We start from the raw sequence: 13471 nt of genomic DNA on the forward strand, positions 1-13471 counted from the left end.
GGGAACTGTTGAAATACCAGCCCCGCACAGAATGGGGAAATAATGCCTTCTAGCGGATCACGCTACTTAGGCATCAGCTTCCAACAAAAGCTTGGCCTTTGCAGAAAGTTCACCGTGCTCAGAGCGGTGAGTTAAAAGGGCATCAGCTCCAGCATCCAGCCAACGGGCTTTCTCTCCATCATCATCAGAAGGTACAACTAGAATGCTCAAGTTCGAATACTCACTGCGGGATCTGAGGTAGTCCAGCACCTGAAACCCACTCTCCCCAAGCAACCCAGTGTCAACCACTAACAACGCCGGCTTGGCACTCGCCATCATGATACCGGCGGAAAAACTATCACTGGCTACTTCAACCTCACACCCCATCTGTTGAAGCGCCTGGCGTCCACTTGAAGTCAGCTCAGGATCAGTCGTTAACAAGAGCACTTTTCGACTGGGAACTGCCAAGTCGTTTGGAACTGGCATTGAGTTATCCCGCAGGAAGCCCACGAAATCCTCAACACAGATACGGTGGTCACCGCGCCCTGGAAGTTTGTATGCCTTGAGCTGGCCACGCTCAATCCAGCGAATCACCGTTCGGAAGTTAACACCGCAGTACCTGGCTGCTTCCCCGGTGGTTAGCACATGTAATTCGCTCATCTTTATTCTCCCCAACAACTGCGATTAAAAAGAAGAACAGTCAACTTCCCGAAAGTATCCTCTGCCCCACAGAGTTACACGTGAAATTATCCTGTCCAGCTGAACCGCCCCTATAAATTATGCTGTTTAATGCTGCAAACCCAGCCCGAAATTCGGTCCATGTAATTTATTAACGAACAGCGGAACAACCCCCTCAAAAAATACTAATAGATATAGTTGACAGGTAAGACAGGTTCCTTAGAATGGCGCTAGATTCGTGACTTGGGACTTGTCACGGGATCCCTTCCAGTGGAGTGGTTGTTAAGTCAGAGCCCCCATAGTTGGCGAAGAAATGTTTGCTAAGCGAATACCCTAAGACCCTGGGCCCCCTTGTTTTTTTGGGGCCTTTTTTTTATCTTGCCGAAGCTTCTTACATCCCCACCCCTCACCCTCCGTCCAGCAGACAAACCTGGAACAACGCCGGAACAAATGGACTTATGGCAGTACAATCACCTATCAGATCACAGGTCCCTCCAGCTCTGGAGCAAATGCTTTGAAGATCTACCTTGTTGGCGGCGCAGTGCGCGACAAACTTTTGAATCGTCCAGTCACCGAGCGTGACTGGGTAGTGGTTGGGGCAGATGCAGATAGAATGCAGGACCTCGGATACAGCCCTGTCGGCAAAGATTTTCCAGTATTCCTACACCCTGAGACCGGTGAAGAATACGCGCTCGCTCGCACCGAAAGAAAGAGCGGACACGGCTATGGCGGATTTACCGTTAATGCCGATGCCAATATCACCCTGGAAGAGGATCTTCTGAGGCGAGATCTCACTATTAATGCCATTGCAGAAGACATCAACGGCAATCTAATTGACCCCTACGGTGGGCAGGAAGATCTTGGAGCTCGGCTTTTGCGCCATGTTTCCCCTGCTTTTGCAGAAGACCCCCTAAGAGTACTGCGAGTGGCCCGCTTTGCCGCCCGCTACCATCACCTTGGCTTTAGCGTTGCCCCTGAGACCATGATACTCATGCGCCAGATGGTAGAAGCGGGTGAAGTGGAATATCTGGTGGCCGAGAGGGTCTGGAAAGAGGTAAGCCGGGCACTTACCGAGCCAGACCCCGATATATTTATTCGAGTACTGCGAGACTGCGGTGCCCTCTCGGTACTGTTACCAGAATTAGAGAATTTGTTTGGTGTTCCCCAACCGCCCAAACACCACCCCGAAGTGGACACTGGAGAACACGTACTACTAGCCCTGCGCGCCGCACCGGCAGAGCTCCCCTTGCGTTTTGCAGTACTGCTACACGACCTGGGCAAAGGACTGACTCCCGAGGAAATTCTTCCCAGCCACCACGGCCACGAGGCAGCAGGCGTACCTCTTGTAAAGGCCGTCTGTGAGCGCTGGCGTACCCCAAAAGACCTGACTGCACTAGCTGTCGGGGTCTGCGAATATCACCTGCACTGCCACAGAGCCTTCGAATTGCGCCCACAGACCATTATGAAAATGATCCGCAGTCTGGATGCCTTGCGACGTCCCGAGCGATTTGAAAACTTTCTTCGCGCCTGTGAGGCAGATGCCCGAGGTCGTGAGGGGCTGGAGAATCGAGATTATCCACAGGTAGCCTTTTTACGCGCCGCTCGAGATGGGGCAGCAGCAGTAACTGCCGAGGGGTTGATTAAACAGGGCTACCAGGGTGCGAAACTGGGGCAAGCACTGGACCGGGAGCGCATCAAGGCAATCGCCAAAGTAAAGGATGACTACATTGCGTAATGTGTTGATTACCGGTGCCGCTGCACGCCTGGGTCGTGCTATTGCTGAGGAGCTACATAGAGATCACAGAGTTGTTATTCACTATCGCAACTCGGCTGATACTGCCAAGGCCCTGGCAAACGAGCTGAACCAACTTCGCTCCAACTCTGCCATAGCGTTGCACAGTGAATTGAATAGCGCCGAAGCCTGTTCCAATCTGGCCCAGCGCGCGCAAGAGGCCTGGGGCGGTATTGATGTTTTGATCAACAATGCCTCAGCATTTCACCCCACGCCTGTGGGGAAGGCGACCGAGGAGGACTGGGATCGGCTGGTAGGCAGTAACCTCAAAGCCCCCTTCTTTCTCACTCAGGCCCTGAAAGAAACACTCAGCCAACAACAGGGTTGCGTTGTTAATATGGCGGATATTCACGCCGAGCGCCCGATGCCCGAGCACACTATTTACTGCGCCGCCAAGGCTGGGCTGGTAATGCTGTCAAAAAGCCTCGCTCTGGAGCTGTCTCCCCAGGTCCGGGTCAATGCAGTCGCCCCCGGTGCCATTCTTTGGCCAGAGCAAGAGGCAACTAACGAAGCCAAGAAAGCACAAATCACCCATCGCATTCCTTTGGCCCGAACCGGTGACCCCAGCGATATCGCCAAAACCGTGCGCTTCCTGGTCTGTGACGCCCCCTATATCAACGGCCAGGTTATTGCTGTTGACGGCGGCCGCAACCTCAATATCTAAAACAGTCCAACAACGGGGCTTCACTTCAATTTCACCGGCACTCTGTCAGAATGCTTTGTAACTTCCTCTGCCACAAGAGATTTGCCGGTGCGCTCACTGAAGATATTGTTGATTGAAGATAACCCCACTATCGCCCGCCAGCTTGCCGAATTCCTGCACGCTGAGGGCTGGCAGATAGATTATGCCCAGCGGGGCCGCCAGGGCTTACAGCTGGCCCTGGAACAAATCTTCGACCTGATTATTCTCGACCTGGGCCTGCCGGATATGGACGGCTTGGAGGTCTGCGAAAAGATCAAGGCACAAGCGCCAGTTAATATGCCAATTCTGATGTTAACTGCCCGAGATGCTCTCGCAGATAAAGAACGCGGATTTGGTATCGGTGCCGATGACTACTTATGTAAGCCCTTCGAACCAAGGGAACTGATATTGAGATGCCGCGCCCTGGCACGTAGACACCAGCTGCATACCAGTGAAGAAATTAAGGTCGGTGATTTACAGATAAACCAGCGCCAGCAAACGGCCTACCGGGATAAACAACCTCTGCCCCTGACAACTATCGGTTTTCGCATTCTCACTATGCTCGCCCAGGCGTCGCCAGCACCAGTAAGCCGCTCGGCAATAATCCACCATATTTGGGGTGATGAACCTCCAGAAACAGACGCCTTAAAATCCCACATTTATAGTCTTCGCCAAACACTGGATAAGCCTTTCCAGGCCCCTATGTTAAAAACCATCACCAATCTCGGTTATCAGTTGGAAACTCCCAATGCGCGAAACCAGTAATTTACAGAGGAAGGTCTTCGCTATTTTTGGCAGTTTTACCCTGCTGCTATGCTTGGTGTTTTTTGCCATTTGTATGATGGTGGCCTATGTAGTTGAAGACCATTTACTCGATAACTTATTGGCCGGAGAAGTCCGCTACCTCGAACAGCAGGCAAGACTGACTAATACGACCCCAGAGCCACGCCTACCCTATTTAACGCTATACACTGAAAGCAAAATAATTCCGGCCGAACTGCGCACAGCCCTACCAAGCTATGCAGAAAAGGCTGAGTGGTTTAGTGACACTGAACATCACTTCCATTTACGCAGAGTATATTTTCCGGACAACCATTCCGCCGTTCTCGTAGCTGAAGTCAGTGAATTGCTCACTGTTACGCGACAATCTTCAAAACTTCTCTGGCTCTTTGCCAGCGCCTGTATCTTGACCCTACTCTTAGCCCTCTACTGTGCTTATCGTATTTCCCGTAAAACCATCGCGCCTGTAGTAACCCTTGCTAAAGCAGTTCAGCAGCAGAGAAACTGCGATTCTCAAATTTCCCTGCCCTATAACAATGAACAAGATGAAATCGGTTATCTCGCAAGTACATTGCAAGACACACTTAACCAGCTCAAGCTAACTTTGCGCAGGGAAACTGAGTTTACCCGGGATACAAGCCATGAGTTGCGCACCGGGCTAACCATTCTGAAAAGCACACTGGCTCTCAGTCAAAATCGGGAAATGACTTTAGCTGAGAAAAATGAGCTATTAGAAACTGTTACCGGTATGGAAAAAACCGTTAAGACACTATTAGCCCTCGCCCGCTCTGAGTCTCTACAGTCGGAAGATATCCCATTGTGCGCTTTACTAGAGGAACGTCTTTTAGCTCAACACCAGTTAATTGTACAAAAGTATTTTAATGTTGATTTAAAGTTAGGGCACAAAGTCAGAGTCCTGGCCAATCGACATCTGGTAAGTCTGCTCTTCGACAACTTGATCAGCAATGCATTACAGCATGCTACCAGCCCTGAATTGGTTATTACCTATAAGGGGGACACACTCTTTTTTGAGAACGCCACAGACAACCAATTAGATCTAGAAACCTCCCTCTTACCCGGCCAAAAGAGGGAAGGCAGTGACGGCATTGGTCAAGGCCTTTTCCTGGCCAAGAGAATCTGTGAAGCCTTAAATTGGACCATCTCTATCCAATGTAAAAAAAATATTTATCAGTGCTCTCTATCTTTTACACAGTAGCGTTCTAAGATTCAAATTTTTACCGTATGCGCTCGAGATGCACAGTGAATCAGCATCCATACCTTATACGATCTTGAGCGCAGCTTTTTCTTTCTTCCTAAATAGCAATTGCAATCTCACCTGAATTTCACCTTCCATCCCTTATTCTCCTACGAACTCACTAGAAGACTTTCCGTCTGCTACTGCAATTTTGGAGATTAATATGTTGAAGAAAATTGTTATTTCCCTGGCACTGACTTTGTCCGTATTTTTTGGTTTTATTATTTGGATTAAGGGCCTAATTCCACCCCAAGAGCAGGACTTTTCCACTACGACAGTAAGTGACCTGCCGTATTTACAACAATTACCCAGAGAAAGTCGAGGAAAAATCTTAGCTGTTGTCACCAGTACTGAAACGATGGGAGATAGTGGCAAGGCCACGGGTTATGAATTAACTGAACTGGCACGCCCCTATTACATCTTTTCAGCCAACGGATTTATTGTCGATATTGCCAGTCCCAAAGGCGGCAAACCGCCAGCGGTAATCGATAAAGATGATCTGGGGCCTTTCGACTATGCCTTTCTCAATGACCCGGAGGCACAACAAAAGGTCAAAAACAGTATTCCTATCGATCGGGTATCAGCAGAGGATTATCAGGCAGTATTTTTTGTCGGAGGTAAAGGTACCATGTTCGATTTCCCCGACAATCCCTATATCCAGTCCCTGGTGCGGGAAATCTATAGCAGCGGCAAAATTATCGGAGCGGTATGCCACGGGCCAGCAGCCCTTGCCAATGTCACCCTGGATAATGGCGAGCCCTTAATCGCTGATCGGCAGATTAGTGCTTTTACTAACGAAGAGGAGCTTTTTCTTATTCCTGACGCCGAGCAACGATTTCCATTCCTGCTTGAGGATCGCTTACGTGAGCAAGGCGCGTTTTTTCAGGCTGGGCCCACTTACCTGGAACAAGTCAGTGTGGATGGCCAGCTTATTACCGGGCAAAACCCCTGGTCCACCTGGCTGGCGGCTGAGAGTATGGTAAGCGCGATGGGGTATACCCCTGTTCCACGCCAAATCACTCCGGCGGAGCAGACCGTCAAATTACTACTCACTTATGAGCAGCGCGGCTTTACCGAGGCCACAGAGAAATTACACAAGCTTCAGGAGAAAGGGGAAATAGACCAGCGCCTACTGGCCATGCACGGCGTTGTCTCTGTTATGCGTTGGGAGCCGGGCAGGGCTCTGGACATAATCAGACTGCTGTCCAAGAGCCAGGATTGATAGAGTCCCTCAAAAAGCCAACTAGCCAGCCTGCTCTAGGGGCTGGCCATTTTCATCCACAAATAATACATCGCGAATACTGAGTTTTTGTCCCTGGGCATTCTGTACAGCCACTTCGGAGATAGGCTCACCACTGTTTTTATCGACCAGGTGCATCCCATCTTTATTGCCATTCCAGCGCAGATTCCACTGGCGCAGGGCGATTACCACCGTAAACAGGTCCCGGCCTTTTTCGGTTAAGCGGTACTCGTAGCGAGTACCGTGTTCACCCGCATCAAAGCGTACCAACACCTCGTTATCCACCAGACGTGATAACCGATCCACAAGGATATTTTTGGCAATTCCCAGGTTTCTTTGGAAATCCACAAAACGGCGGGTACCCAGCATCGCCTGCTTAATTATCAGCAGGGACCACCAGTCCCCCACCTCATTCAGGGCGCAAGCCAGGGAGCAATCAAGATCATCAAAGCGTTTACGTGACATATAGGGAGCCTCTAAATAACTCCGTGATACCTCTGGCATGCAGAGCGGTTCACAATCAAGGCGCGGCTTCGCAGGAATGTCTAGACCTTTCAAGAAGTCGCAACGCGGAGTGTGAATCGCTCTGCAAGCCCCGAAGGGCGGGCCTTGAAGGCCACAGCTGCTGCGTTGCAGCTCTTGCAAAGGACTGAGCCATTCGCGGCGAGCTGCGCCTAACATCTGCAGCCTTCATGGCCCGCAGAGGCATCACGGAGTTATTCAGAGGCTCCCTAGCCAGTATACCGGCAAAAGAGTTGCAATACGAAACCAGATATTGAACTCAACTTTAAAATAAGGTCTTATAACGCAACCGTTTTAATTGTGACCGAGCGGGACCAGTGAGTCCCAGTGTTGAATCGAGACATTCAGGAGAGAAATATGAGTGGTTCCCTGGACAGCCTGCTGCGTCCTTTCGAGCATAAATCCCTAAAACTGCGCAACCGGGTTGCGATGGCTCCCATGACCCGCACTATGTCACCGGGCTACGCCCCCAATGATCAAGTGGCCGGCTATTACCGCCGCCGCGCCGAGGGCGAAGTGGGACTAATTATTACCGAAGGCACCTTCGTTAATCACAAAGGCGCCAACGGCTACGAGAATGTACCAGCAATCTACGGCGATGACGCCCTGGCTGGCTGGAAAAAAGTGGTCGATGAAGTGCATGCTGCCGGTGGCCAGATTATCCCGCAATTATGGCACGTAGGCTCCGTGCGCAAAGAGGGCATAGGCCCGGATAAATCAGTGCCCGGCTACTCCCCCTCAGGCCTGTTCAAACCCGGCAAGCCCAATGGCCAGGCGATGAGCAAAGAGGACATTCGGGAAGTTGTACAAGCTTTTGCGGACGCGGCCAAAGCAGCCAAGGAAGTTGGGTTTGACGGCGTAGAGATCCACGGCGCCCACGGCTACCTGATCGACCAGTTTTTCTGGGAAGGTACCAACCAACGCGATGACGAGTACGGTGGCTCCATCGAAAATCGCACCCGCTTTGCAGTGGAAATTATCAAAGCGGTACGTGAAGCCGTAGGCGAAGACTTTACCATAGTGCTGCGCTACTCCCAATGGAAGCAGCAGGATTACGAAGCCAAGTTGGCGCAAAACCCGGAAGAACTGAAACGCTTCCTGACACCGCTGGTTGAAGCCGGCGTTGATATTTTCCACGCTTCTACAAGACGCTTCTGGGTGCCAGAATTTGAGGGTTCTGATCTCAACCTGGCAGGCTGGACCAAGGAATTGACGGGAAAACCGGTAATTTCTGTCGGCAGTGTCGGCCTTGACGATGATTTTATCGGCGGCAATAACCAGGGCATGGGTGGCACTGCCAATCCTACCGATTTAGGCGAACTGACCCGCCGTATGGACAACCAGGAGTTCGACCTGATTGCCGTTGGCCGCGCGCTATTACAAGACCCACACTGGTTCGCCAAGGTGCGTGAAGATCGCGCGGAGGAAATCACTCCGTTCACCAAAGAAGCGCTGATGAGCCTGAGTTAGTTATTCCTAAAAAAAGCAGCCTCAAAGGGCTGCTTTTTTATCTGCATTTTTTAAAAAATTCTTGGAATCACGGCCAAATAAATTCTACCGGCCACAATTTTTGTGAAGCCTGGTCGTACTCATTCCACAGCTGACGGTAAGTTTTCTGCTCGACCGGATGCAATACTTCTGGAGCAATCTCTGCCAGAGGCTGTAAAACAAAGGCATTTTTTACAATCTCACCTCGAGGCAACTTTACCCCGTCGACAGTTCCGGTCAGGTGATCATAGGTGAGAATATCAATATCCAGGGTTCGTGCACTGAACTTGGGCCCGGAGCGCAGGCGGCCATTGGCATCTTCAATACCGCGCAGACACAGGGCCAGTTGTCCTACCGGCAGGTCAGTTTGCAGCCCAACCACCAGGTTGTAAAAGTTATCGCCCTGGAAACCCACCGCTTCACTTTCGAAGACCCGGGACACCTGTAATTCGCCAAACCGTCCGGTCAGGGCATCCAGCGCTGCGCGGATATATTGCGCACGATTGATATTACTGCCGAGGCTGAGATACACCTGAGCCACGTTTACACTCCCGCAGACATCGCTGCTGCACCTTTTGCCGGCCTCTCGCCGCGCTCAATAATGACACCCACATCCCTGGACCCCCTGACCGCACCCGGCTTGGACAAACGCAGTCGCAGCCAGCTTACAGAAAACTCTTCCCTGACAATTGCCGCAGCCTGCTCTGCCATGGTTTCCACCAGCAGGAACTCACTGCTTTCAATAAAAGCGATCAAGCGCTTGGCCACCGCTTTATAGTTAAGTGTGTGCTCGATATTGTCTGTACGCGCCGCCTCACTGATGTCGAAAGCCATCTCCAGATCGAGGCTCACCGTCTGGCGCACTTCCCGCTCCCAATCGTAAATACCAATAATGGTATTCACCTTTAAATCCCGTATATAAACAATATCCATCTATCGGCTCTTTTCTTTTTACTGCCAGGCTAGCCCTGGGATTTTTAAAGTTCGGTCTTGGGCAATTCTGTCATAGGCCAGCGCGGGCGCACATCCACCGCAAGGCTCGTCTGCTCTCCGGCCTTTAAACGCAAACTACCGGCATAGGCGATCATGGCGCCGTTATCAGTACAGAATTCATGACGGGGATAGTAGACGCTGGCGTTATCCTTTCTCAGGCTCGTTTCCAAACGCTCGCGCAATAATTTATTTGCGGAAACTCCACCGGCAATTACCAGGGTTTTATAGCCAGAAGCCTTAATGGCGCGACGACATTTAATCACCAGGGTGTCCACTACCGCCTCCTGGAAAGCCGCAGCAATATCTGCGCAAGTCTGCTCGTCCGGCAAACCATCCTCCAGGGCGTGCTTGCGCACCGTCGTCAGGGTGAAGGTTTTAAGGCCTGAAAAACTGAAATCCAACCCCGGTCGATCCGTCATAGGACGCGGGAAAGTAAAACGTTTGGGGTCTCCTTTCTCCGCCAGGGCAGCCAAACGCGGGCCACCGGGATAATCCAGGTCGAGCATTTTGGCGGCCTTATCAAAGGCCTCGCCGGCGGCATCATCCAGGGATTCACCCATCAGTTCGTAATCGCCGAGCCCCCGCACCTCTACCAGCTGGGTGTGTCCGCCGGAAACCAGCAGGGCCACAAAAGGAAAGGCAGGCGGATTATCCTCCAGCATTGGGGCCAGCAGGTGGCCTTCCATATGGTGCACCGCCACCGCCGGGATATCCCAGCCATAGGCCAGTGCACGGGCCGCGCAGGCCCCGACCATCAGCGCTCCCACCAGACCGGGACCCGCGGTATAGGCGATGCCATTGAGGTCTGAAGGGCTGGTATCGGCCTTCTTCATTACCTGGCGAATCAGCGGCAAGAGTTTGCGCACATGATCACGGCTCGCCAGCTCGGGGACTACACCGCCATAATCGGCATGCAGGTCCACTTGACTGAACAGGGCATGGCTGAGCAAACCGGACTCAGAATCGTAAATAGCGACGCCAGTTTCATCGCAGGAAGTTTCTATACCAAGGACGCGCACTTGATCTCATTCTCGTGACTACTTCGAGGGGTGGTTATCATACTGGAAAATGGGGTTGCGATCCCGTATAGGAGTGTTTAGAATTTGCGCCCTCGCTGTGAACCGGCCACCGGATGCAACTGCGAGAGCATTGCCGGAATGGCCGAGAGAAACGAATTTTAACAGGTATCCTAATGCCCTCTGTACGAATCAAAGACAACGAACCTTTCGATATCGCCCTGCGCCGTTTCAAGCGCTCCTGTGAAAAAGCAGGCGTACTGTCTGAAGTACGTCGTCGCGAGTTCTACGAGAAGCCCACCGCTGTTCGTAAGCGCAAAGCTGCTGCCGCTGTAAAGCGTCACGCTAAAAAGCTTCAGCGCGAAAACCGCAAGTTCCAGCGTCTCTACTAAGAGCCGCAGGCTGCATAAGCCTGTCGCAGCGAGGCGGCCGGACGGGCTTAGCCCGTAGCGGACTATAAAGAACGGCGTGCGAGCCATACTCGCGCGCCGTTTTTCGTTTGGGCTAACACATTTCCCCCGCCCAGCAGACAAGCTATCCTAAGCCCCTGATCCAAAATTCATTGCCAACAATCTCGGAACACTCACTATGAGCACTCTCAAGGAAACCCTGACTCAAGCCACTAAAGACGCAATGAAAGCGCGAGACAAAGAGCGCCTGGCCACCCTGCGCCTGATCAACGCCGAGATCAAACGCGTTGAAGTCGACGAGCGCATCGACCTGGATGACGCCCGCATCCTCGCCCTGCTGGACAAAATGACCAAGCAGCGCCGCGACTCCATTACCCAGTACGAGAAAGCTGGCCGGGCTGAACTGGCAGCAGTAGAGCAGACTGAAATTGAAGTTATCCAGGAATTCCTGCCGAAGCAGCTGAGCGAAGCTGAGATCACCGATATCGTTGCCTCCGCCGTCAAAGACACCGGTGCCAACAGCATGGCGGATATGGGCAAAGTCATCGCCCAGGTTAAACCCCAGGTGCAGGGCCGTGCAGATATGGGCGCGGTGAGCAAACTGGTGAAGGCCCAACTGGCCTAAGCTGAGCGAATCCCCATGGCCGGCAAGATACCCCAGCACTTTATCGACGATCTGCTCGCAAGGGCAGATATCGTCGAGCTGGTGGACAGCCGGGTCAAGCTGCGTAAAACCGGCAAAAACTACTCTGCCTGCTGCCCCTTCCACGACGAGAAAACCCCATCGTTTACCGTGAGTGCGGACAAGCAGTTTTATTACTGCTTCGGCTGCGGCGCCAATGGCAATGCCATCGGCTTCCTTATGGAGTACGACCGCCTGCCGTTCCCAGAAGCGGTGGAAAAACTCGCGGCCACCCGTGGACTGGAAGTTCCCAGGGAACAACTGGCACCGGGGCAAGAAAAGCGCCAGCGGGAGAGTCAATCTCTCTACCAGCTCACAGAGAAAGCCGCCGACTACTACCGTGAACAACTGCGCAACCACCCCGCCGCAGGCAATGCCGTGGCCTACTTGCGCAATCGCGGCCTCTCCGGTGAGATTGCCCGGGACTTTGGTATCGGCCTTGCGCCCCCGGGCTGGGACAACCTGCTCAATGCATTAGCCGATACCCCCGAGAAAGCCGATCAACTGGAATTGGCAGGCCTGGCCATTCGTCGCCAGGACAGTGATGGCAACACCAAGCCCAACGCGCGCCATCACTACGACCGCTTCCGCAACCGTATTATTTTCCCGATCCGCGACCAGCGCGGGCGCGCCATCGCCTTTGGCGGGCGGGTACTGGGCGACGACAAACCCAAGTACCTGAACTCCCCGGAAACCCCGATTTTCCACAAGAGCCGCGAACTTTACGGCCTGTGGGAAGCGCGCCAGGCCAACCGCAATTTAGAGCGCCTGATTGTGGTTGAAGGCTATATGGATGTGGTGGCCCTGGCCCAGTTCGATATCCGCTGCGCCGTCGCCACCCTGGGCACCGCTTGTGGCGAAGACCATATTCAACTCGCCTTCCGCCACACCTCGGAACTGCTGTTTTGCTTCGACGGCGACCGCGCCGGCCGCGCCGCCGCCCGCCGCGCTCTGGAGTCGGCCCTGCCGCAGATGCAGGACGGACGCAGCCTGCGCTTCCTGCTGCTGCCGGAAGGCGAGGACCCGGACACCCTGGTACGCCAACTGGGCGGTGAACGTTTCCAGCAGTTGATCAAGGAGCAATCCCTACCGCTGGAAGATTTTCTCTTCGACCTGCTGAGCGAAGATATCAACCTGCAGACCATGGACGGCCGCGCGCGCCTGTCCAAGCTCGCCGCCCCCCTGCTGGACCTGCTGCCCGATGGCGTCTACCGCCAGCTGATGTTCCAACAACTGGCCTCGCGCACCGGGCTCGACAAGGAAACCCTGCAAGAGGTTATCCGCACAGAAAAAGCTCGCACGCCGCAACAGCCCCACCCGCAACCTACAGCTGCACCGGGAGAGCCAAGCCAAGCACCCTCCCCTCACGAGGAGCTGGAGCACCGCACACCGCCGGAACCCTGGCAGCGCGACAACAACTTCAGTGAAAGTGCAGCACCGAGTTACAACAGTCCGCGCCGCCAGAGCCAATATCTCCTGCCACCGGAGCGCATGCTGATCGCCCTACTGTTGCACCACCCAGAGCTGGCAGAACAAATCGAAAATCCACAGCAATTCCCCATCGAGGGCAATGAAGACCTGGCATTGTTTATCCAGCTGGTAGAACTGTACAAAAGTCGCCCCCAATTAAATTTCTATCAATTGATCGGCCACTGGCGTGCGCATCACAGCGCAGAATCTTGCGATACCCTGGCCAAGCTCGCTATTTCTCCACTGGTATCGGTCGCGCGGCAACTCGCCCAGGATGACAGCAACCTGGAATACGATCCGCACACCGAATTTAACGACTGTCTGCTGCGCCTGAAACAAGCTGCGGACAAACAGCGCAACCGCGATTTACTCGATCAACTCAAGAACAGCGCCCAGTTGAGCCCCGAAGAACAACTGGCCCTATTAGCCAATTGGCGAAAAAAGCAGAATTAATAAGCGCCAACCCCTTGAAAACTGCGGGCTC

14 protein-coding genes are annotated in these 13471 nt (G+C 53.2%); 9 read left to right on the top strand and 5 right to left on the bottom strand.

Translation table 11 applies throughout. The features are described 5' to 3' along the window. Nucleotides 1-66: 66 nt before the first annotated feature. Nucleotides 67-639: a helix-turn-helix domain-containing protein gene (locus tag ACYX4J_RS19430; RefSeq protein WP_475708869.1), complete on the bottom strand. Its 573-nt coding sequence runs from the start codon at nt 637-639 to the stop codon at nt 67-69. A gap of 532 nt (nt 640-1171) precedes the next feature. Here ACYX4J_RS19430 and ACYX4J_RS19435 point away from each other — a divergent pair. From ACYX4J_RS19435 to ACYX4J_RS19455, 5 genes are all read left to right on the top strand, one after another. Beyond that, nucleotides 1172-2392, top strand: a complete 1221-nt coding sequence (locus tag ACYX4J_RS19435) for a multifunctional CCA addition/repair protein (protein WP_476177338.1) — start codon at nt 1172-1174, stop codon at nt 2390-2392. Further along, a complete protein-coding gene (locus ACYX4J_RS19440) occupies nt 2376-3113 on the top strand; it encodes a pteridine reductase (protein WP_476177339.1) in 738 nt (245 codons plus the stop codon). Before ACYX4J_RS19435 ends, ACYX4J_RS19440 begins: the two co-directional genes overlap by 17 nt. A gap of 87 nt (nt 3114-3200) precedes the next feature. Further along, nucleotides 3201-3896: a response regulator transcription factor gene (locus ACYX4J_RS19445; RefSeq protein ID WP_413664232.1), complete on the top strand. Its 696-nt coding sequence runs from the start codon at nt 3201-3203 to the stop codon at nt 3894-3896. Continuing rightward, nucleotides 3880-5127: a sensor histidine kinase gene (locus ACYX4J_RS19450; protein ID WP_476177340.1), complete on the top strand. Its 1248-nt coding sequence runs from the start codon at nt 3880-3882 to the stop codon at nt 5125-5127. The genes ACYX4J_RS19445 and ACYX4J_RS19450 overlap by 17 nt, the downstream gene beginning before the upstream one ends. Nucleotides 5128-5329: 202 nt before the next feature. After that, complete coding sequence (locus tag ACYX4J_RS19455) at nt 5330-6388, top strand: type 1 glutamine amidotransferase domain-containing protein (RefSeq protein ID WP_476177341.1); 1059 nt, start codon at nt 5330-5332, stop codon at nt 6386-6388. A 21-nt stretch (nt 6389-6409) separates the two neighbouring features. On the opposite strand, the gene ACYX4J_RS19460 is transcribed toward ACYX4J_RS19455, so the two are convergent. Continuing rightward, entirely contained in the window at nt 6410-6871 is a 462-nt protein-coding gene (locus ACYX4J_RS19460) for a winged helix-turn-helix transcriptional regulator (protein ID WP_282934464.1), read from the bottom strand. 414 nt (nt 6872-7285) lie between these two features. On the opposite strand from ACYX4J_RS19460, the gene ACYX4J_RS19465 reads away from it, so the two are divergent. Further along, complete coding sequence (locus tag ACYX4J_RS19465) at nt 7286-8398, top strand: NADH:flavin oxidoreductase (protein WP_476177342.1); 1113 nt, start codon at nt 7286-7288, stop codon at nt 8396-8398. 67 nt (nt 8399-8465) lie between these two features. Here the strand turns inward: ACYX4J_RS19465 and folK are convergent, their stop codons facing one another. Genes folK through tsaD form a run of 3 tightly spaced genes read right to left on the bottom strand, consistent with a single transcriptional unit; the run spans nt 8466 to nt 10428 of the window. After that, the gene (gene folK, locus ACYX4J_RS19470; RefSeq protein WP_444934778.1) at nt 8466-8957 is read right to left on the bottom strand and encodes a 2-amino-4-hydroxy-6-hydroxymethyldihydropteridine diphosphokinase; all 492 of its coding nucleotides are present in this window, start codon (nt 8955-8957) and stop codon (nt 8466-8468) included. Between the two features lie 2 nt (nt 8958-8959). After that, entirely contained in the window at nt 8960-9349 is a 390-nt protein-coding gene (gene folB / locus ACYX4J_RS19475) for a dihydroneopterin aldolase (RefSeq protein ID WP_282934467.1), read from the bottom strand. Between the two features lie 44 nt (nt 9350-9393). Beyond that, nucleotides 9394-10428 carry a tRNA (adenosine(37)-N6)-threonylcarbamoyltransferase complex transferase subunit TsaD gene (gene tsaD, locus ACYX4J_RS19480; RefSeq protein WP_476177343.1) on the bottom strand — a complete coding sequence of 345 codons (1035 nt, stop codon included), beginning with the start codon at nt 10426-10428 and terminating at the stop codon, nt 9394-9396. 173 nt (nt 10429-10601) lie between these two features. Between tsaD and rpsU the strand changes: the two genes are divergently transcribed. The 3 genes from rpsU (at nt 10602) to dnaG (ending at nt 13440) form a co-directional block, all read left to right on the top strand. After that, nucleotides 10602-10817, top strand: coding sequence for a 30S ribosomal protein S21 (gene rpsU / locus ACYX4J_RS19485; protein WP_020411530.1), 216 nt, complete (start codon nt 10602-10604; stop codon nt 10815-10817). A 196-nt stretch (nt 10818-11013) separates the two neighbouring features. Then, the gene (locus tag ACYX4J_RS19490) at nt 11014-11460 is read left to right on the top strand and encodes a GatB/YqeY domain-containing protein (RefSeq protein ID WP_476177344.1); all 447 of its coding nucleotides are present in this window, start codon (nt 11014-11016) and stop codon (nt 11458-11460) included. Between the two features lie 15 nt (nt 11461-11475). Next, entirely contained in the window at nt 11476-13440 is a 1965-nt protein-coding gene (gene dnaG, locus ACYX4J_RS19495) for a DNA primase (protein ID WP_476177345.1), read from the top strand. Nucleotides 13441-13471: the final 31 nt, after the last annotated feature.

This window comes from Microbulbifer sp. ABM4_008 (assembly GCF_056311705.1).

Excerpts from the sequence above, each read along its gene's own strand:
- ACYX4J_RS19430 (WP_475708869.1), bottom strand. The coding sequence starts at position 639 with ATGAGCGAATTACATGTGCTAACCACCGGGGAAGCAGCCAGGTACTGC.
- ACYX4J_RS19440 (WP_476177339.1), top strand. The coding sequence starts at position 2,376 with ATGACTACATTGCGTAATGTGTTGATTACCGGTGCCGCTGCACGCCTG.
- ACYX4J_RS19450 (WP_476177340.1), top strand. The coding sequence starts at position 3,880 with ATGCGCGAAACCAGTAATTTACAGAGGAAGGTCTTCGCTATTTTTGGC.
- ACYX4J_RS19455 (WP_476177341.1), top strand. The coding sequence starts at position 5,330 with ATGTTGAAGAAAATTGTTATTTCCCTGGCACTGACTTTGTCCGTATTT.
- ACYX4J_RS19460 (WP_282934464.1), bottom strand. The coding sequence starts at position 6,871 with ATGTCACGTAAACGCTTTGATGATCTTGATTGCTCCCTGGCTTGCGCC.
- ACYX4J_RS19465 (WP_476177342.1), top strand. The coding sequence starts at position 7,286 with ATGAGTGGTTCCCTGGACAGCCTGCTGCGTCCTTTCGAGCATAAATCC.
- folB (WP_282934467.1), bottom strand. The coding sequence starts at position 9,349 with ATGGATATTGTTTATATACGGGATTTAAAGGTGAATACCATTATTGGT.
- rpsU (WP_020411530.1), top strand. The coding sequence starts at position 10,602 with ATGCCCTCTGTACGAATCAAAGACAACGAACCTTTCGATATCGCCCTG.
- ACYX4J_RS19490 (WP_476177344.1), top strand. The coding sequence starts at position 11,014 with ATGAGCACTCTCAAGGAAACCCTGACTCAAGCCACTAAAGACGCAATG.
- dnaG (WP_476177345.1), top strand. The coding sequence starts at position 11,476 with ATGGCCGGCAAGATACCCCAGCACTTTATCGACGATCTGCTCGCAAGG.